At 64.8% G+C, this 19,300-nt stretch carries 19 protein-coding genes; 13 read left to right on the top strand and 6 right to left on the bottom strand.

Annotated features, from left to right (window positions below):
- Nucleotides 1-22: 22 nt before the first annotated feature.
- Complete coding sequence (locus BG023_RS06270) at nucleotides 23-946, bottom strand: alpha/beta hydrolase (protein WP_083234584.1); 924 nt, start codon at nucleotides 944-946, stop codon at nucleotides 23-25.
- Here BG023_RS06270 and BG023_RS14475 point away from each other — a divergent pair.
- The 3 genes from BG023_RS14475 to BG023_RS06255 all read left to right on the top strand — a co-directional run bounded on the left by BG023_RS14475 (nucleotide 945) and on the right by BG023_RS06255 (nucleotide 4,884).
- Nucleotides 945-1,616: a TetR/AcrR family transcriptional regulator gene (locus BG023_RS14475; protein WP_083234583.1), complete on the top strand. Its 672-nt coding sequence runs from the start codon at nucleotides 945-947 to the stop codon at nucleotides 1,614-1,616. The genes BG023_RS06270 and BG023_RS14475 overlap by 2 nt on opposite strands.
- A gap of 308 nt (nucleotides 1,617-1,924) precedes the next feature.
- Nucleotides 1,925-4,000: a S9 family peptidase gene (locus BG023_RS06260; RefSeq protein WP_083234582.1), complete on the top strand. Its 2,076-nt coding sequence runs from the start codon at nucleotides 1,925-1,927 to the stop codon at nucleotides 3,998-4,000.
- Between the two features lie 74 nt (nucleotides 4,001-4,074).
- A complete protein-coding gene (locus BG023_RS06255; RefSeq protein ID WP_069309694.1) occupies nucleotides 4,075-4,884 on the top strand; it encodes an SDR family oxidoreductase in 810 nt (269 codons plus the stop codon).
- A gap of 19 nt (nucleotides 4,885-4,903) precedes the next feature.
- Here BG023_RS06255 and BG023_RS06250 read toward each other — a convergent pair whose 3' ends face one another.
- Together BG023_RS06250 and BG023_RS06245 are read right to left on the bottom strand one after the other, a co-directional pair.
- Nucleotides 4,904-5,500 carry a hypothetical protein gene (locus tag BG023_RS06250; RefSeq protein WP_069309693.1) on the bottom strand — a complete coding sequence of 199 codons (597 nt, stop codon included), beginning with the start codon at nucleotides 5,498-5,500 and terminating at the stop codon, nucleotides 4,904-4,906.
- A gap of 1 nt (nucleotide 5,501) precedes the next feature.
- Nucleotides 5,502-5,801 (bottom strand): 4a-hydroxytetrahydrobiopterin dehydratase, encoded by a 300-nt coding sequence (locus tag BG023_RS06245; protein WP_069309692.1) that lies wholly within the window; start codon nucleotides 5,799-5,801, stop codon nucleotides 5,502-5,504.
- A gap of 65 nt (nucleotides 5,802-5,866) precedes the next feature.
- Between BG023_RS06245 and ccmA the strand changes: the two genes are divergently transcribed.
- Together ccmA and BG023_RS06235 are read left to right on the top strand one after the other, a co-directional pair.
- Nucleotides 5,867-6,478 carry a heme ABC exporter ATP-binding protein CcmA gene (gene ccmA, locus BG023_RS06240; protein WP_069309691.1) on the top strand — a complete coding sequence of 204 codons (612 nt, stop codon included), beginning with the start codon at nucleotides 5,867-5,869 and terminating at the stop codon, nucleotides 6,476-6,478.
- A complete protein-coding gene (locus BG023_RS06235) occupies nucleotides 6,475-7,125 on the top strand; it encodes a heme exporter protein CcmB (RefSeq protein WP_069309690.1) in 651 nt (216 codons plus the stop codon). Before ccmA ends, BG023_RS06235 begins: the two co-directional genes overlap by 4 nt.
- A 135-nt stretch (nucleotides 7,126-7,260) precedes the next feature.
- Here BG023_RS06235 and map read toward each other — a convergent pair whose 3' ends face one another.
- Nucleotides 7,261-8,088 carry a type I methionyl aminopeptidase gene (gene map, locus BG023_RS06230; RefSeq protein ID WP_069309689.1) on the bottom strand — a complete coding sequence of 276 codons (828 nt, stop codon included), beginning with the start codon at nucleotides 8,086-8,088 and terminating at the stop codon, nucleotides 7,261-7,263.
- 228 nt (nucleotides 8,089-8,316) lie between these two features.
- Between map and BG023_RS06225 the strand changes: the two genes are divergently transcribed.
- The 7 genes from BG023_RS06225 to BG023_RS06195 all read left to right on the top strand — a co-directional run bounded on the left by BG023_RS06225 (nucleotide 8,317) and on the right by BG023_RS06195 (nucleotide 17,569).
- Nucleotides 8,317-9,705: a leucyl aminopeptidase family protein gene (locus tag BG023_RS06225; RefSeq protein ID WP_069309688.1), complete on the top strand. Its 1,389-nt coding sequence runs from the start codon at nucleotides 8,317-8,319 to the stop codon at nucleotides 9,703-9,705.
- Between the two features lie 108 nt (nucleotides 9,706-9,813).
- The gene (locus BG023_RS06220) at nucleotides 9,814-10,176 is read left to right on the top strand and encodes a hypothetical protein (RefSeq protein ID WP_069309687.1); all 363 of its coding nucleotides are present in this window, start codon (nucleotides 9,814-9,816) and stop codon (nucleotides 10,174-10,176) included.
- 2 nt (nucleotides 10,177-10,178) lie between these two features.
- Nucleotides 10,179-11,105, top strand: a complete 927-nt coding sequence (argC, locus tag BG023_RS06215; protein WP_069309686.1) for an N-acetyl-gamma-glutamyl-phosphate reductase — start codon at nucleotides 10,179-10,181, stop codon at nucleotides 11,103-11,105.
- Between the two features lie 233 nt (nucleotides 11,106-11,338).
- A complete protein-coding gene (locus BG023_RS06210; protein WP_069309685.1) occupies nucleotides 11,339-11,677 on the top strand; it encodes a P-II family nitrogen regulator in 339 nt (112 codons plus the stop codon).
- 71 nt (nucleotides 11,678-11,748) lie between these two features.
- Entirely contained in the window at nucleotides 11,749-13,158 is a 1,410-nt protein-coding gene (gene glnA / locus BG023_RS06205) for a type I glutamate--ammonia ligase (RefSeq protein ID WP_069309684.1), read from the top strand.
- Nucleotides 13,159-13,312: 154 nt separating this feature from the next.
- Nucleotides 13,313-14,272: a calcium/sodium antiporter gene (locus tag BG023_RS06200; RefSeq protein WP_150122807.1), complete on the top strand. Its 960-nt coding sequence runs from the start codon at nucleotides 13,313-13,315 to the stop codon at nucleotides 14,270-14,272.
- A gap of 126 nt (nucleotides 14,273-14,398) precedes the next feature.
- Entirely contained in the window at nucleotides 14,399-17,569 is a 3,171-nt protein-coding gene (locus BG023_RS06195) for an autotransporter domain-containing protein (RefSeq protein ID WP_069309682.1), read from the top strand.
- Between the two features lie 76 nt (nucleotides 17,570-17,645).
- On the opposite strand, the gene BG023_RS06190 is transcribed toward BG023_RS06195, so the two are convergent.
- Together BG023_RS06190 and BG023_RS06185 are read right to left on the bottom strand one after the other, a co-directional pair.
- Entirely contained in the window at nucleotides 17,646-18,302 is a 657-nt protein-coding gene (locus tag BG023_RS06190) for a hypothetical protein (protein ID WP_069309681.1), read from the bottom strand.
- Nucleotides 18,299-18,505 (bottom strand): helix-turn-helix transcriptional regulator, encoded by a 207-nt coding sequence (locus tag BG023_RS06185; protein WP_069311172.1) that lies wholly within the window; start codon nucleotides 18,503-18,505, stop codon nucleotides 18,299-18,301. Before BG023_RS06185 ends, BG023_RS06190 begins: the two co-directional genes overlap by 4 nt.
- 201 nt (nucleotides 18,506-18,706) lie before the next feature.
- On the opposite strand from BG023_RS06185, the gene BG023_RS06180 reads away from it, so the two are divergent.
- On the top strand, nucleotides 18,707-19,297 hold the full coding sequence (locus BG023_RS06180) for a lysozyme (RefSeq protein ID WP_083234580.1): 591 nt from the start codon (nucleotides 18,707-18,709) through the stop codon (nucleotides 19,295-19,297).
- Nucleotides 19,298-19,300: the final 3 nt, after the last annotated feature.

The raw sequence follows: 19,300 nt of genomic DNA, 5'->3' as shown, positions 1-19,300 counted from the left end.
CTTGAACGTGCCGCAGGTTAAACTAACCTTTGCCCGCAACTGACCGGAGAAATTTGCCGATGGCAATAGCAAGCTCTTGATAGGCAGGCTGTTCGACCGGCAAGTGCGATCCATTGGTCAATTCAACAAATTGCTTGTCTGCCTTGATCCGATCATAAACCGCTTTGCTCTGGGCAGTTGGCGTCCAGCTATCGGCGCCTGGATGAACGAGCAGTAGCGGGCAATCCAGCTGCCAGTTTTGAGCGCGATATTGATGAACTGTCCGGAAAAAGCGCGCCGGTTTCCAGCTCGCTCCAATAAGTTTGTCGTCCGCAAAGTAGCGCTGCATTGCACGGCTGCTGCTCATTGCCTTCAACGGGGTGGCGAGCGAAAGCGGCATTCGTACACGATCAAAAAGCCAAGGGATCGTTTTCATGCTGAAGCGGCTCAAGTGACCGAGCCAACGCCAACGGGCAGCGAGCGAGAAAATCTTCGGGTCGGATAGGTCAAGCAATGTCGTCGCGATGACGCCCGAGACGTGCGCGCTCTGCTGGGCCGCGAAGAATGCGGTAAGGCCACCCATCGAAAGGCCCATTAGCACGACCGTTCCGGCCTGTGAGTCGGCGATTGCGGCGATTACGCTAGGCCATTCGGCATAATCCCAGTCATATTCTGGCGCCGTTTCGGTCAAGCCATAACCGGGCAGGTCGGGAGAAATGACGCGCCAGCCGAGTTCGACTATCGGCTCAGCCGCCGGCGCAAGGATCCTGCCGTTGCCGCCACCGCCATGCACCAGAATGACGGTCCCTTTCGCTTCCCCTTGCGGCAACCATTCATCCACACGGACGTGATGGCCACGAACCCGAAGCCAATTTTCCTTTGGTTCGCGCGTGAGAACCAGGCCGAACTCATCGGCGAGCAGCCGTCGATATACCGTCCATGACGCGCTTTGCGAAAATGTCTTCATGATCTTCTTATTGAACAAATGCTCAATTTATGAAACTCGGGTTTCTATGCCTCCTCGTCAGACCGCAAAACTGGTTCGAAAGCCTGCAAGACAGGCCAGACAGGCGCGGTCCAAAGAGACAGTCGAGGTCATTGTCGAAGCGGCAGCTCGGATTTTGGCGGAGAAGGGATCGCGCGGACTGACCACGAATGCGGTGGCGCACACAGCAGGCGTTTCAATCGGGTCAGTCTATGAGTATTTTGCCAACAAGCAGGCAATTATCGACGTAATCTTGGATCGTCATCTCGCGCAAGGTGAGACCTATATTGCGGGCTTGGCTGATCTTCCGGCGGGCAGTTTGTCTGCAGCAGATATCGTTAAGGCAACCGTCCGAGGCTTCATCCTCATTCATCAAGATAACCCGAAATTGCATCGTGTTATCTCGAACGAAGTCCCCCTGTCCGAGGATCAGAAGGCCCGGATCAATCAATTGCGCAATAGCGCAATCTCACTGGTTTCACGCCTGCTAGCCGGTCAGACGAACGACCCAAAGCTCAAAGCCTCAATGGTTGTCGATGCCGCTGAGGCTCTCACCCACCGCTGGATTGTTGATGACGCTGGAGTCCCTATCGAAGCCGATAAAATGACAAATGAATTGACGACCATGCTACGGCTTTATGTTTCAAGCTAGCGTCTGTTTCGCAAGCATGTTTGGCAAACCCGGACCTTCCGCTCCCCACCCAGTTTCAGTCATTCGGCCACAGTTTCGACCATCCCAAAACCCGCCATCCAGACAGTGTCGGATTGTCGAAGTAGTGAGCTCCCGCTGATTCATCTGCGCTAAAATGTTGAAATTGCTTCCTGCATTGCAACGAAGCGCAGCATCCTCATTCCCGAACGACGACGCCAACCCGGCGCTGTTGCCACGCGGTGCCTTGCAAGGTGGCGGCAGGTGTCTTATCTGCATAACACAGATGTACACCGGAAAGGAGAGACTCCATGTCCAACACTGCACGTTTTGCCAGATTGCTCGCCTGCGGCGCCGCCGCTGCGGCCTTTGCCCTGCCCGGCCTTGCTTCTGCCGAAAGCCCTTCGCCCACCCCCGTGACCACCGCCGGAGCGACCATGACCGATCACGCCGAAACCGCCACTCTGATCCCGCGTGCTGCCCTGTTCGGCAACCCGGTGCGGGCGGGCGGGCAGATCAGCCCTGACGGCCAATGGCTGAGCTGGCTCGCGCCCAAGGACGGGGTGATGAACCTGTGGGTCGCCCCCGCCGCCGATCCGGCCGCTGCCCGCGCCATGACCAGCGCGACCGACCGTCCGATCCGCCAGTATTTCTGGTCACCCGATGCGCGCGCGCTGCTCTACATCCAGGACAAGGGCGGGGACGAGAACTTCCTGCTCTACCGCGTGGACGTCGCCACCGGGGCGGAAACCACCGTCACCCCGTTCGAGAACACCCGCGTCCAGATGATCGGCGCATCGACCACGATCAAGGACAAGCTGCTGCTCGGCATCAACAACCGCGATCCGCAGTGGCACGATGTCTACCTGCTCGATCTCGCCACCGGCAAGCTGACGCTGGTGCTGGAAAACAACGCCTATGCCGAGTTTATGGCCGATGACAGCCTGACCTTGCGCATGGCGATCCGCCAGAACGACAGCGGCGGGAACGACTATTTCCGGGTGACCGGCAACACGGTCGAGGCGACGCCGTTCGAAAGCACGGCGATGGAAGATTCGCTCACCACCGCACCCGCCGGTTACACCTCGGACGGGGCAACGCTCTACTGGATCGACAGCCGCGGGCGGAACACCGCTGCGCTGATCGCACAGGACACCGCGAGCGGGGCCAAACGCATCCTCGCCGAAGACGACAAGGCCGATATCACCACCACCCTGCGCAATCCGGTGACGGGCGTGGTCGAGGCCTATGCGATCGATTACCTCACCACCGAATGGAAGGCGACCGATCCGGCGATGGCCGCGTCGCTGGCGTGGCTGGGCGAACGTCTGGAAGGCGATTTCGGCATCAACAGCCGCACCGATGACGACAGCGTGTGGATCGTGTGGAACGACCCGTTGGTGAAGCCGGTGGCGACCTTCATCTATGACCGCAAGGCCGGCACGCTTACCCCCTTCTACACCGCGCGGCCGGCGTTGCAGGGAATGCCGCTCCAGCCGATGCACCCGCGCGAGATCGCCAGCCGCGACGGGCTCACCCTGCCCTCCTATCTCACCCTGCCGCCGGGCAGCGACAGCGACGGCGATGGCCGCCCCGATGCAGCCGTGCCGATGGTACTGCTGGTGCACGGCGGGCCGTGGGCGCGCGATGGTTACGGCTTCAACTCGATCCACCAGATGCTCGCCAACCGCGGCTATGCCGTGCTCAGCGTCAACTTCCGCGGCTCGACCGGGTTCGGCAAGGACTTCCTCAACGCCGGCAACAAGCAGTGGGGCCTGAAGATGCACGATGACCTGATCGACGCGGTCGATTGGGCGGTGCGCGAAGGGGTTGCCCGCAAGGACAAGGTCGCGATCATGGGCGGCTCCTATGGCGGCTATGCGACGCTGGCGGGCCTCACCTTCACGCCCGAAACCTTCGCCTGCGGGGTGGATATCGTCGGCCCGTCGAACCTCGAAACCCTGCTCTCGACCATCCCGCCCTATTGGGGCCCGATCGTGAAGGTTTTCCACGAGCGGATGGGCGATCCCAATACCGAAGAGGGCCGCAAGCTGCTCCAGGCCGCCAGCCCGCTCTACAAGGCGGACAAAATCGTGAAGCCGTTGCTGATCGGACAGGGCGCCAATGATCCGCGCGTGAAGCAGGCCGAAAGCGACCAGATCGTCAGCGCGATGAAGGCGGCGGGCATCCCTGTCACCTATGTGCTCTATCCCGATGAAGGCCATGGCTTTGCGCGGCCGGAAAACAACATCGCCTTCTTTGCCATCGCCGAGAACTTCCTCGCCGATTGCATCGGCGGCCGGGCCGAGCCGCTGGGCGATGTGCTGAAGCCCTCGAGCGCGCAGATCGTCGAAGGCGCAAGCCATGTGCACGGGATGGCGAAATAGCCGCGCAGCGGTGCTGACAAAGCCAATGTGAGCCGATAAACGGTTGCAAAACGCAATCGGAGAGGGATCACCACATGGCACAGCGCAGCATCTTCATCACCGGCGGCGCGTCCGGCATCGGGCGCGCCACCGCCCTGCACTTTGCCGCACGCGGCTGGTTCGTCGGCGTGGCCGATGTCAACGAGGCCGGGATGGCCGAAACCCTGTCGCTCATCAGCGGTGAGGCGAAGTGGGCAGGACGTCTCGACGTGCGCGACCGCGCGGCGTGGGACGGGGCGCTGGCCGACTTCGCCAAGGCCGCAGGGGGCCGTATCGACGTGATGCTCAACAACGCCGGGATCGGCACCGGCGGGCCGCTCGCTGAACTCGGCAAAGACGAGATCGACGCCTGCCTCGACATCAACCTGCGCGGGGTGCTCTACGGCGCGCAGGCGGTCTATCCCTATCTCAAGGCCACCGCACCCGGATCGGCGCTGATCAACACCGCCAGCGCGGCCGGGATCACCGGCGGCAGCGGCATGAGCGTCTACAGCGCGACCAAGTTTGCCGTGCGCGGGATCGCCGAAAGCCTCGATGCCGAATGGGCGCCGGACGGGATCACCGTCGCCTCGATCTGCCCGAGCTTCATCGAAACCCCGCTGCTCGACGGCACCGGCAACCGCAACACCAACGAGGATATCCGCACCCGCGTGCGCGCCGCCGGGCTGGAGATCACGCCGGTCGAGGAGGTCGCCCAGACCGTCTGGAACGCGGTCCACGGGCACGAGCTGCACTATCTGGTCGGCAAGACCGCGCGCCAGCTCGCCTTCGCCAAGCGCTGGATGCCGGGCAAGGTGAGAAAGCAGCAACGCGCCGCCGGGCGGCAGGGGCTGCTGGGGCGGTAAGCGGCGCCCGCCACCGCCCTCAGTGAACGAGAACGATTTCCGGCGGACAGGGCGTCGGCGGTTCGGCCAGACCCGCCCGATAGTCTGCATAGACCGACATCATGCGCGCCGTGGCGGCCTCGATCGTCGCGCGCGGGATGGTGTAGCGGTCAACCACGGCCTGCTTGCGATCAAAGAAGGTGATCGTCAGTTCCGGCGCATCGCCGATGAAGTCCTTCACGGTGTGTGCCTTGAAACTGGCAATGCCGTAGAACCCGCCGCTGCGGGACACTTCCTCGGGCGGAAGTGATCGCCCGTCCGCGGCGAGCTGCGCCCAGAGCTTGCCGCGCGTCCGCATCGTCTTGGGCGACACGATGACGGAATTGGAAGACCATTCCGAAAACGGCCCCTCCGCCTCAAGGTGATGGCGATAATGCGCGTCGTAGGTGTAGGCGCTTACGGAAAGGCTCGCGCGGTCGGGGAACCAGTGCAACCAGCGCACCGAGAAATGATCGGCACTCCACCAATCGGTGGCCTCGCGCACCTCGACTTCGCGGTCGCAAGCGGGGCGCGCATCCTGCGCCTGCGCGGTGGCCGCGCCCGCCAGCACCAGCAGCGCGAGGGCGGCGCGCAGCATTTCAGACAAGCCCCTCAATCGCCGCAGCCATCCGCACATCGCGCGCCGAAAGACCGCCGCTTTCCCCCGCATCATGCGTGGTCAACGTCACCTCGACGCGGTTGTAGACGTTGAACCATTCGGGGTGGTGATCCTGCACCTCGGCCAGCAGGGCGACACGCGACATGAAACCCCAGGCCTCGGAGAAATCCTTGAAGCGGAAGGTGCGCGCAATCGCCTTGCCCTCGCGCGCCAGCTCCCATGCGGGATGCTGGGCGAGCAGCGCTTCGATTTCGGCGGGAGTCAGTTCGGGCACGGACATGGGGGCACTTCCTGAAAAAGGGGTCGCTTGTTTGCGTCTGCGCTTTTCCCTAACGCTGGGCCGCAATGCAAGCGCCCTCGCCCACCTTCGCCGCGCATGATCTCGCCTGCCGCCGGGGCGAGCGGCTGCTGTTCCGGCGGCTGTCGTTCCGGCTGGAGGCGGGCGCTGCGTGCCATGTCACAGGCGCGAACGGCGCAGGCAAGACGACGCTGATCCGCGCGGTGGCGGGCCTCACCACGCCTTACGCGGGCGAAGTCCGCCGCGAAGGCGCGCTGGCGCTGCTCGATGAACGCACAGGCCTCGATCCCGATCTGCCGCTGGGCCGCGCGCTCGCCTTCTGGTTCGGCCTGGACGGCGCACGCGAGGCCGAGGCGATCATGGCGCGGCTGCGGCTCGATACGCTGGCCGAAGTGCCGGTGCGCTATCTTTCGACCGGCCAGAAAAAGCGCGCCGCGCTCGCCCGCGTGGTCGGACAGGCTGCGCCGATCTGGCTGCTCGACGAGCCGCTTTCGGGCCTCGATGCCGCCTCGCAAGGATTGGTCAGCGAGCTGGTGCGCGGGCATTGCGAAAGCGGCGGGATTGCGCTGATCGCCTCGCACCAGCCGCTCGATGTGCCGGGGATGACGAGCTTCGCGGTCGAGGATTTCGCGCCCGCCGAAGCGGAGCACGAGGCATGATCGCCGCCCTGCTCCGCCGCGATCTGGCGCAGTTCTTTCCGTTCACCGGAAGCGGCGCGGCGCTGCCTGTCGTGTTCTTCGTCGCGGTCGCCATGCTGTTCCCCTTCGCGGTCGGGCCGGATGCGAACCTGATGCTGAAAACCGGCGGCGGGGTGGTGTGGATCGCGGCGCTGCTGGCGGCGATCCTGCCGCTCGAAAAACTGGTGGCGCGCGATATCGAGCTGGGGTTCTTCGACCAGCTCAAACTGCGCGGGATGGCCGAGGAAGCGATGATGGCGGTGCGGCTGCTGGCGCACTGGCTGAGCTTCGGCCCGCCGCTGCTGCTGGCGACCTTTCCGGCGGCCGCGCTGCTCAAGATCGAAGGCGAGACCTTCGATATCCTGCTGCTCGGCCTGCTGGCGGGCACGCCGGGGCTGGCGGCGATCGGCTTGATGATCGCGGCGCTGACCGCTTCGCTGAGGGCAGGCGCGGCGCTATCGGGCCTGCTGCTGATCCCGCTCGCGCTGCCGATCCTGATCTTCGGCGCGGGTGCGCTGGCGCGTCAGGACGTGGCCAGCATCGGCTTCGTCGGCGCAATCAGCCTCGCGCTGGTGGCGATAGCGCCCTTCGCCGCAGGCGCAGCGATCAGGGCTGCGCGGGAGAATTAGGCCTCCCCTCCAACGTCTCCCCGGGCTTGACCCGGGGCCCCGCTATTCGTCACGGCAGCAAAGAAGCTGGATCCCGGATCAAGTCCGGGATGACGGGTTAGGATTGGGGGCTGATTTAGACCTGTCCCGCAAATCTCACACGTAAGGCGGGCAATCCCGACCGGTCGGGCTCTTCGTGAAGATCTCATTGCCCGTCTCGGTGATCGCAATCGAATGTTCGAACTGCGCCGAGAGGCTCTTGTCGCGCGTCACCGCGGTCCAGCCGTCGCCGAGCACCTTGGCCCACGGCTTGCCGAGGTTGATCATCGGTTCGATGGTGAAGAACATCCCCGGCTTCAGCTCCGGCCCCGTGCCGGCGCGCGCGGCGTGGACCACCTCGGGGGCATCGTGGAACAGGCGGCCGACGCCGTGCCCGCAGAACTCGCGCACCACGCCATAGCGGAACTGGCTCGCATGGGCTTCGATCGCAGCGCCGATATCGCCGAGCCTTGCGCCGGGCTGCGCGGCCTTTATGCCGAGCATCAGACATTCATAGGTCACCTCGACCAGCTTGCGCGCCTTGAGCGAGGGCTCGCCGGCGTAGAACATCCGGCTCGTATCACCATGCCAGCCGTCGACAAGCGGGGTCACGTCGATGTTGAGGATATCGCCATCCTTCAGCACCTTGTCGCCCGGAATGCCGTGGCAGATCACGTGGTTGATCGAGATGCAGGACGAGTGGGCATAGCCGCGGTAGCCGAGCGTTGCGGGGATCGCGCCGGCATCGAGCATCATGCCGCGAACGGCGTCGTCGAGCTGGCCGGTGGTCACGCCCGGCTTCACCATATCGGCCAGCGCATCGAGGATTTCGGCAGCGAGGCGGCCGGCCTTGCGCATCCCTTCGAACCCGGCGGGGCCGTGGAGCTTGATGGTGCCATCGCGGTAGACGGTCTGGTCGCCGTCAACGAGTTGATATTCGTGCATGGCGTCCACATAGCGAGCGCGGGCGCAAAAAGCTACTTCGGCGGCACCGGGAGCGGGTGATCAGAGCCGGCTCCGCTTGCGCCAGACCCCCCTTAGACCCCCCTTAGACCCCCCTTAGGCCCCCAAAGCGTGTATGTTCCATGTGGAACATTGGCCCTTTGTCGGTCCCATCGGGCGCTCACCCATTTCTGCTGGTGACAAGCCGCGTCCGGTGGTTATGGAACAGGGATGATCGAACCCAAAGCCCTGCTCCAGCCCGACCGCGGCGAGGACGCCATTGCCATCCATCTGGTGAACAAGGACGGCTTCGAAGCCTTCGCCAAAGGCCTGTCCGCCGGGCAGCGCGCCAGCCTTGCCGCCCAGAAATTCGAAGGCGGGGCAAACCAGGTCGGCATCGTGCCCGAGGGTGACGGGTGGTTCGTGGCAGCCGGTGTGGCAAACCCCGAAAGCCTCACCAGCTGGTGCCTCGCCAAGCTCGCCGAAGAACTGCCCGAAGGCAGCTACCGCCTCGCCGCCAAGGCCGAGCCGGGGGCGGCGATGTTCGGGTGGATGACCGCGCAATACCGCTTCGGCCGCTACAAGAGCGAGGACAAACCGGCAGGCGCGCGCGTGCTCCTCACCACGCAGGTCGCCGCGATCGATGCCGCCGTCGCCGAGGCCGCCGCCGAGTGGCTGGTGCGCGATCTCGTCAATGCGCCGCCGGAAGACATGGGCCCAGCCGCTCTGGAGGCCGAGTGCGAACGCCTCGCCAAGGCGCACAAGGCCGAGCTGACCGTGGTGCGCGGCGATGCGCTGGAACAGGGCTATCCGATGGTCCACGCCGTCGGCCGCGCAGCCGCCCGCCACCATGCGCCGCGGCTGATGCACCTCGTCTGGGGCGATCCCAAGCATCCGGTGCTCGCCGTGGTCGGCAAGGGCGTGTGCTTCGATAGCGGGGGGCTCAACATCAAGCCGGGCTCGGGCATGCGGCTGATGAAGAAGGACATGGGCGGTGCCGCGCACGCGCTGGCGTTGGCGGGCCTGATCATGGGCGCGCGGCTGAAGGTGCGGCTGCACCTGCTTGTCCCCGCCGTCGAAAACGCGATTTCGGGCGGCGCTTTCCGCCCGGGCGATATCCTCAAGAGCCGCAAGGGCCTCTCTGTGGAAATCGACAATACCGATGCCGAAGGGCGGCTCATCCTCGGCGATGCGCTGACTCGCGCTTCGGAGGAGAACCCCGATCTGATCATCGATTTCGCCACGCTCACCGGCGCGGCGCGTATCGCGCTGGGGCCGGATTATCCCGCGCTGATGGCCCGCCGCGACGAGACCGCCGAGGCTTTCCTCGCCGCAGGCAAAGCGCAGGATGATCCCGCCTGGCGCCTGCCGCTGCCCGAGGCTTACCGCGAATACCTCGCCTCCGACGTCGCCGACATGGCCAATGGCTCTGCCACTCCGTTTGCGGGGGCGAGCGTCGCGGGGCTGTTCCTCGATCGCTTCGTGGGCGAAGGCATTGACTGGGTGCACTTCGATACCTTCGCCTGGAACCCCTCCTCGCGCCCCGGACGCGGGCGCGGCGGGCGCGGATTGGGGCTGCGCGCCTCGTGGCACGCGATCCGCGCGCGCTATGCGGCCTGAGGGCGAAACGGCAGCGCGCTTGCCCCTTGCGCCGCTTGCCGCTAACGGGCCTGCCACGCCTGCGCGGGGAACGCTGGGCGACCACCCACTGGGAACGACGGAACGCAGATGAGCGGCGCGACGCGCGAAGGAACCGAATATGCCGTGCCGGCGGGCGTGCTGGGCCTCAAGGGCCCGGTCGAGAAGCCTGCGCCCGGCACCCTGCCGCTGCGCGGTGACCTGGCGCACATCGCGCTCGCAGGCAGCCACCTCGCCGCGCATTACGTGATCCCGCATCAGCGCACCGTGGGCGCGGCCGGCGCCGAGCTGCGCCTCGCCCCGCGCGCCGATAGCGAGGCCTTCACCACGCTCGCCGCCGGGAGCCGGTTCGAACTGCTCGACGTGGCAGGCGAATGGGTGTGGGGTTGCCCCGGCCCGCAAGGCCCGAGCGGCTGGTGCCGGGCTTCCGAGCTCGCCACCGAAGGCGCATAGCCGTGGCCACCCGCCTGTTCATCGACGGCGCTGCCGGGACGACGGGCCTCGAAATCCGCGAGCGGCTGCAAGGGCGCAGCGAGTTCGATCTGATCATTCTCGACGATGCCCAGCGCAAGGACGAGAGCGCCCGCCGCGATGCGCTCCACGCTGCCGACATCGCGATCCTGTGCCTGCCGGATGACGCTGCGAAAGAGGCGGTGAAGCTGGCCGAAGGCTCCGGCACCCGCATCATCGACGCCTCGAGCGCGCACCGCGTGGCCGACGGCTGGACTTACGGCTTTCCCGAGCTGATCGGGCACGACGCCATCGCCAATGCCCAATTCGTGAGCAATCCGGGGTGCTATCCCACCGGCTTCCTCGCGCTGGTCGCGCCGCTGGTGCGCGCGGGGCTGCTGCCAGCCGACTGGCCCTATACCGTCAACGCGGTGAGCGGCTATTCGGGGGGCGGCAATGCCCTGATTGCGCGGTTCGAGGCCGACGGCGCACCCGCCTTCCGCGCCTATGGCTATGACATGGCGCACAAGCACCTGCCCGAAATGCAGCTTCATGCGGGCCTCGCCCATCCGGTGATCTTCGCGCCCGCCGTGGTGCCGGCCTATCGCGGGATGGTGGTCGAAGTGCCGCTCCACCTTGGCGCGATGGCTGGTGATCCGACGGCAGACCAGCTGCGCGCCGCCCTCAGCGATTTCTATGCCGCAACGCCAGTGGTGACGGTGGCGGATGGGGCCGCGCCGGGCGAACTGCTGCTCGATCGCAAGGCCCCCCCGTGGGACTCGCTGACGCTCCATGTCATCGGCAATGCGGGCGGCTGGAACGTGCGGCTGGTGGCGGTGCTCGACAACCTCGGTAAGGGCGCTTCGGGGGCGGCGATCCAGAGCCTCAACATCATGTGCGGCCTGCCCGAGACCACCGGTCTGCGCCTCTGATCCGGGCAGACTTGCCTAAAATATAGGCAAGGCCCGATCAGATGATGTGCACCATTGCGCGGCGCACCATAATGTTGCTAACCGCGCCTCATCGGCGAAAGACAGCCTCTGCCACGAGTCTTCAGGCGGCAAGGATTGTTCAATCCGAACACCAACAGGCTTGGCACGATTCTTGTTAAGATATCGGTCAGCATTCCAGCCAGGCGCGGACGGGCCAATCGGACGGGGACGACGTGAAAAAGATCGAAGCGATCATCAAGCCCTTCAAGCTCGACGAGGTGAAGGAGGCGCTGCACGAGATCGGCGTGTCCGGCATCACCGTGACCGAAGCAAAGGGATTTGGCCGCCAGAAGGGCCATACCGAACTCTATCGCGGCGCCGAATATGTCGTCGACTTCCTACCCAAGGTGAAGCTCGAAGTGGTCGTCGCTGACGATCAGGCCGAGCGCGTGGTCGAAGCGATTGCCGCGGCAGCACAAACCGGCCGCATCGGCGACGGCAAGATCTTCGTCAGCGCGATCGAAAGCGCGCTGCGCATCCGCACCGGCGAAACCGACGACGACGCCATCTGATTTTCCACCCTCTCCTGCCGACCCGCCAGAGGGGTGGATCGGTCTGACACAACCCGAAAGGCACTACACAAATGTCGAAAGCAAAGGACGTCCTGAAGAAGATCAAGGACGAGGAAATCGAGTGGGTCGATCTGCGCTTCACCGATCCCAAGGGCAAGTGGCAGCACCTCACCATGGTCGCTGGCGTGATGGGCGAAGATGAGCTGGAAGACGGCCTGATGTTCGACGGTTCGTCGATCGCCGGCTGGAAGGCGATCAACGAATCCGACATGATCCTGAAGCCCGATCTGACCGAAACTTGGGTCGATCCCTTCAGCGCCACCCCGATGCTGATCATCAACTGCGACATCGTCGAGCCTTCGACCGGTGACTGGTACAGCCGCGACCCGCGCACCACCGCCAAGCGCGCCGAAGCCTACCTCAAGTCGACCGGCCTGGGTGACACCGTCTACGTCGGCCCCGAAGCCGAGTTCTTCATGTTCGACGACGTGCGCTTCGAAGACGGCTATGCCGGTTCGGGCTTCGCGATCGACGACATCGAACTGCCGGGCAACACCAGCAAGGAATATGAAAACGGCAACATGGGCCACCGCCCGCGTGCCAAGGGCGGTTACTTCCCGGTCGCACCGGTCGACAGCGCTGTCGATATCCGCGCCGAGATGGTCACCACCATGCTCGAAATGGGCCTGCCCTGCGACAAGCACCACCACGAAGTCGCCGCTGCCCAGCACGAACTGGGCCTGACCTTCGGCACGCTGGTGCAGACCGCCGACCGCATGCAGATCTACAAGTATGTCGTGCACCAGGTTGCCCATGCCTACGGCAAGACCGCGACCTTCATGCCCAAGCCGATCAAGGCTGATAACGGCTCTGGCATGCACACCCACATGTCGATCTGGAAGGACGGCAAGCCGCTGTTCGCCGGTAACGAGTACGCCGGCCTGTCGGAAATGTGCCTGTACTACATCGGCGGCGTCATCAAGCACGCCAAGGCGCTGAACGCCTTCACCAACCCGACCACCAACAGCTACAAGCGTCTGGTGCCGGGCTTCGAAGCGCCTGTGCTGCTGGCCTATTCGGCACGCAACCGTTCGGCCTCGTGCCGCATCCCTTACGGTGCGGGTGAGAAGGCCAAGCGCGTCGAGTTCCGCTTCCCCGATGCGCTCGCCAACCCCTACCTCGCTTATTCGGCGCTGCTGATGGCGGGTCTCGACGGGATCGAGAACAAGATCCACCCGGGCGAGGCGATGGACAAGAACCTCTACGATCTGCCGCCGGCTGAACTCGCCCAGGTGCCGACCGTGTGCGGTTCGCTCCGCGAGGCGCTGGATTCGCTGGCCGCCGATCACGAGTTCCTGCTCAAGGGCGACGTGTTCACCAAGGACCAGATCGACGCCTACATGGAACTGAAGTGGGAAGAGGTGATCCGCACCGAAACCACTCCGTGTCCGGTCGAGTACGATATGTACTATTCGATGTAATCGGCTCTGCCCGCGATCTTCGGATCAGGGCTACGCCAATGCAACAAGGGGCCGTCCGGGGAACCGGGCGGCCCTTTTTGCACTTGTCGCAGCACATTGATATCGCACCGGCTGAACTTTGGGCGCGCGCCCATGTTACGTTTGAAGGATGACGATGACCGACTCGATTCTATTGGTGCTTGGTGGCCTCGTCCTGCTTGGTTTGGGCGGGGAATTGCTGGTGCGCGGCGCGGTGGGGATGGCCGCAAGGCTGGGTATTTCGCCGCTGCTGGCCGGTCTGACCATTGTGGGCTTCGGCACCTCGACGCCTGAACTGGCAACCAGCGTGCAGGCCGCGCTGGCCGGTTCGCCCGGGATCGCGATCGGCAATGTCGTCGGATCGAACATCGCCAATATCCTGTTCATTCTCGGACTTTCGGCGGTGATCCTGCCGCTGTCGGTCAACCCGGCATCGTTCACGCGCGATTCAATCGCTCTTGGCGGATCGGCGCTGCTGTGCACCGGCGCAGTGCTCTATGGCTTCATGGGTCCGGCAATCGGCATCACCCTGCTGGCGGCGCTCGTCGGCTATGTCTGGTGGGCCTACAAGGCCGAAAGCGCGGTGCCGTGCCCCGAGGGTGATCGCCATGTGCACGAGGCTGAAGACCGCCCCCCACCGCCCAACACCGGCCCAGTGGTGCTGGCGGGCATGATCATCGCCGGACTGGCGCTGGCGATTGTCGGGGCGGGTTGGCTGGTCGACGGGGCAACCGTGCTGGCTAGCGCAGCCGGCGTATCGGAAACCGTGATCGGCCTTACCGTGGTGGCAGTCGGTACGTCCCTGCCCGAACTGATCGCCTGCATCGTCGCGGTGGTCCGCAAGCACGAGGATGTCGCGCTGGGCAACATCGTCGGCTCGAACATCTACAACATCCTCGGCATTCTCGGGATCACCTCGGTGATCAGCCCGATCGCGGTGCCGGCCGAGATTGCTGCGGTCGATATCTGGGTGATGCTCGGCGTAACCGCGCTGCTGCTTGTGCAATTGCGCAGCGGCTGGAAGCTGTCACGGCTTGAGGGCGCGGTTCTGGTGGCGCTCTACATCGGCTACACCATCCTGCTCGCAACACGCTGACAATCGTTGGGCGAAAGCGGCCCGATGGCCGTGGATTCGCACAGATTTTCAATTGCACCGCCGCGCTTTGCCGTTAGCCTGATGGCATGGCAGCGGCCGCTTGCCCGTGCCTTCCGGAGACCACTCATGCCCCCGTTCCAACCCCGCCATTCGCGCCTGCTGGCGGGTAGTGCGCTTGCCGCCCTATCGATTGCCGGGGCAGCCGTCCCGGCCCGTGCTGTCGTCCCCAACGAGACCACCACCCCGACCGAGATCGTCGATACGACAGACGAGTTTCGCGGCGTGGGCATGTTCTTCCGCGCGGATGGCTTCGTGTGCACCGGCACGCTGATCAATCCGCGCACGGTGCTGTTCGCGGCGCATTGCGTCAACAACCGCCCGGCGACCGATTACAACCCCGATGATGTACCCGCGGCATGGTCGTTCAACGTCAACGCCCTGCCCGGCTTCCAGAACTGGATTGCCAACAACTTCACCAGCAATCCCGATCTGGCGGTGTTCAACGTCAACCGCATCTTCTGGAACCCGCGCTCGACCGGGGCCGCTGGCGGGCTGAACTTCATCGAGGCTGACATCGCGCTCGCCAGCCTCGATACGCCCGCGGCCGGGATCCCCACCTGGGCGCTGCTGTTCAGCACCCTGCCTGCGCCTGCCACGATCGATCCGGTGAGCGGCACCGGCTATCATGTCGAGATCGTCGGCTATGGCCGTTCGGGCAATGCCACGCAGGGTGCAGTGCTTGGCGTCGACTGGCGTCGCCGCGCGGCGGAGAACATGCTGGGCGGGTTCTTCTCGCTCGATGATCGCGACAATGTGCTGTTCGGCCCCGATGCGCCGACCTTCCCGCAGAACCTCTACCAACTCGACTTCGATTCGCAGAACCGCGACTTCACCCGCGACATCAACGTGTTCCGCGACGATGCCTTGCCCAATGAAGGCACCACGGCAGGCGGGGATTCGGGCGGCCCGCTGATCCTTGATGCGGCGAACAACACGCTTTCGAACGAAGATCTGGTGATCGGCGTGCTATCGGGCGGATCGCGCTTCTTCAGCACCCAGCCGTTCAGCTCGATCGGGACGACCAGCTTCTACCAGCCGCTGTCGCTCTATTGGCAGTATATCACCGCGACCAATCCCTATCGCTATGTCGGCGCGCGCGCGGGCAACGGCAACTGGGAGGACGCGAACCATTGGGTGACGCTGCTCGATCCCGCCTATCGCATCATCGCGGCCAACGGGCAGGTCGTGAACGGCCTTCCGACCACGCCGGAGCTGGGCACGAACGGCACCGGCAGCGATTTCGGCGCGATCTGCATCGAGTTCGAAACGCCCGAAGACTTCTGCACCGATCTCGCTTCGGCCGCGAACCCTGCGGCAGGCGCCCTGCCCGCGCCCACGCTGGCGAACGGTCTTCCCGGCGCGACCGGGTTCGTGCCGAACAATATCGATCCAGTGGTGAGCGCCGATCCCGGCATCAATGTCGATCCGCGCTACTTCGATGTCACGCTGGGCCAGACCGGCACCACCACCTTGAACAGCGACGTCACCATCGATCGGCTGACCGTGCGCGGTGCGGCAGGATTGACAGTGAACACGGCGGGCAATCTCACCTCGCTGATCGATGTGAACCAGTTCGGCGGGCGGGTGAACATCAACGGCGGGATCACCTCGATTGGTGACTACACGCTGTTCGCAGGCATGCTCGAAGGCACCGGCACGATCACCGCGCCGTTCCTCACAAGCATCACCGGCGTATTCTCGCCGGGCACGATGGGGACGACAGGCACGCTCAATATCGACGGCAATCTGGTGATGTCCTCGGGCAGCACCTTCCTCGTCGATATCGGCGCGAACGGCGTGTCGGACAGGCTGGCGGTGAACGGCCTCGCCAATATCGGCGGGGTTGTCAGCATCGGCAGCGCCATCACCCAGCAGGTCAACGGACAGGGCCAGCGCTACACCATCCTGACCGCGTCGGACGGCGTTTCGGGCACCTTCACCACCCGCGCGCTGTCAAGCATCCTCAGCCAGACCTTCGTCTACGAACCGAATGCCGTGCTGATGGAAATCACTGCCGCCAGCTACAACACCGTGATCGACGCGAATGATCCGGCGCAGGCGGCCTATGCCCAATTGTGGGACCAGAACCGCCCGAACGGCGCACTGGCGAGCCTCTACGGGCTCGACTTCGCCGATGCGACCACGATCCGCAGCACCTTCCGCAGCCTTGCACCGGTCAACGAACAGGCGGTGCGATCGCTGGCGGGGCAATCCATCAACCTGCTCCAGAACTTCAACGATGCGCGCCTGCGCGAATCCGACCGCAACAAGGCGGGCGGCACTATCGCGGTGAAGGGCGCGCCGCTTGGTGCGCTCGAAGCCAGCCTCTCGCCGATGCGCCAGCCGCTCGGCGACACGATGATGGCGTTCCAGAGCAGCGGCGATGACGCCGTGGTCACGCAGGCCAACCTGCCCGAGGATATGGCAATCTTCCTGTCGGGCGGGTTCGTCACCGGCGACATCGGCAGCCTGCCCGGCTTTGCCACGCAGAGCGACATGTCCGGCCTGTTGATCGCGGGCGGGATCGAGGTCTACCCCGGTGAACGCACGATGGTTGGCGTGTCGGGCTTTTTCAGCGGGCTCGACGCCGACACGCCGCTCGGCCAGCGGGTCGATAGCGATACCTATGCCGCATCGCTCTACCTGCGCCATGCCTTCGAGGGCGGGCCGGTGATCGACGGGCAGATCAGCATGGGCAGCATGGGCTTTGACACAAGCCGGCAAGTCGAATTCCTCGGCGCGACGCAGACGCTCGAATCGGCATCGGACGATCGCATAGTCTCGGGCGCGCTGGGCCTGTCCTATGACCTAGAGAGCGGCATCGGCACGATCTCTCCCGGGATCGAGGTGCGTTATGCCAAGGTTGATCTGACGACCGCCCGCGAGACAGGCGGCACGCTGGCTCTCGCCGCAGCGCGGGAAAGCTTCACCAGTTCGCAGGCGCGCTTCGGCCTGGATTACCAGAAGGAAGGGCAGCAGGTAGCGATCAGAGCCAATGCCCACTTGGTGTGGGAGCTGGAGGACGGACCGCAGCTCCTCGCCGCCAATTTCGCGCAAGGCATCGGCCCCAACGCCAATTTCGTGCTCGAAACCGCCGATCACACCTGGGGCGAAGTCGGCATCGCGGCAAACTTCGGCACTGGCCCGCTCAAGGTCAGCGCGGGGTTCGAAACCACCATCGGGCGGGACAACGCCGACACGCAGGTGCTGCGCGCGACAGCGACTTACCGGTTCTGATCGCCAGATCCGCGCAAGCAATCATCGGGGGCGTTCGCAACCATGCGGACGCCCCCAAATTTGCCGAACCGGTCCGTCACCGGATCGTCAGCATTCCGCGCCGGCCAACCGCGATGAAACTCGCCAACAGCACCAGCACATACAGCAGGCTCAGCAGATCGAGCGGTGCGGGCGCGGCGGCATAGCCGAGGTGCGCGAGCATCGCCCACATGCCGACCACCAGCGACACGATGCCATAACTGAGAGCGCCAGCTTCGAGATTGACCGCCGCCATCAACTCATCAGAGTGCCGATAGACCAGCACCGAAAGGCCGATACCGATCACCAGCCCGCACACGCCGATCACCAGTGCGGCGGTCTGCGGCAGGGGGCCATCAGGCGCCGCCAAAGCCAAAGCCAGCAGGGAAATGCCCCACAGCAGCATCGACGCGCCAGACAAGGTCAGCATCTTTTTCTGCTCGAGCAGCTCGTCGGCATCTTCGACATTGAGGAACTTCGCGCCGAGCCGGGGCCTTGCCGCGCCGAACAGGATGCCGAGCGCAATCACGCAATAAAGCACCCCGACCAGTGCGGCGATGCTGGCTGAAGCTCCCAGACCGCCCACCGCATCGCTGTCGATGAAGCGCATCATCGCCGAACTTGCGGCAAAACCCACAGTCCCCCCGATCAACGCGGGGATCAGCAATTTGCGAACCCAGCGCGGTGTTTGGGTCGACTTGTCCTCGGTCATCATGCTTCAGGCTCCCAGTGATCGATAAACAGCTCAGGCACCGCAACCTCGAAGAGGCGGGCCATGCGCAGCGCCAGGGGCAGGGACGGATCGTACTTGTCGGTCTCGACTGCGTTGATCGTCTGGCGCGAGACACCGAGCCGACGGGCGAGTTCGCCCTGGCTCCAGCCCTTCGCCTCGCGGTAATGCCTCAACCGATTTTCCACGTCCGTCCTGACCGGCACCTTGCCGAACTGCATCCCGGAGTCGCGCGCGAACAAAGGCATTCCCGCTGCTCCTGACAAGAGCTCTTTACAGACAAGAATTCTTGTCAGTCAAGAGCTCTTGTCACCCGCCTGAAAAGATTTTCCTACTCGCACCGATCGTGCTGAATCGGATCGCCTCACCTGCCAACAGGAGGCCCCGCCATGTCCTATGAGCCCTCGACCTCGCTGCTGTCGCTAATGCGGCGGATTGCGTCTCTGCCCGCTGCTGCACCCCTTGCCGCGCCAATTTCCGCGAAATCCGTCACGGCGCGCTGCATCAGCCCGGACGGCATCGCCCTCATCAAGCGGTTCGAAGGCTGCGCGCGGCTGCGCGCCGATGGTATGGTCGAAGCCTATCCCGATCCCGGCACCGGCGGCGCGCCGTGGACGATCGGCTGGGGCGCCACGGGCCGCGACGATGTGCTCGGCGGCCGGATCGGCAAGGCGACTGTCTGGACGCAGGCTCAGTGCGACGAGCGGCTGGCGCGCGATCTGGAGCGCTACAGCGCGGAAGTCGCTGCCGCGCTGGGCGACGCGCCGGCCACGCAGGTGCAGTTCGATGCGCTGGTCAGCTTCCACTACAACACCGGCGCGATTGCCCGTGCGACCCTGACCCGCAAGCACATCGCGGGCGACTTTGAGGGTGCAGCGCGCGAGTTTGCCCGCTGGACCCGTGCTGGCGGGCAGGTGCTCAAGGGCCTCGTGCGCCGCCGCGCCGCCGAGGCGGAGCTTTATCTGAATGCAACGGACTGAGAG

Source organism: Porphyrobacter sp. LM 6 (assembly GCF_001720465.1).
In the GTDB taxonomy this organism is placed as follows: domain Bacteria; phylum Pseudomonadota; class Alphaproteobacteria; order Sphingomonadales; family Sphingomonadaceae; genus Erythrobacter.
This window is presented reverse-complemented; position numbering and strand designations above follow the sequence as displayed.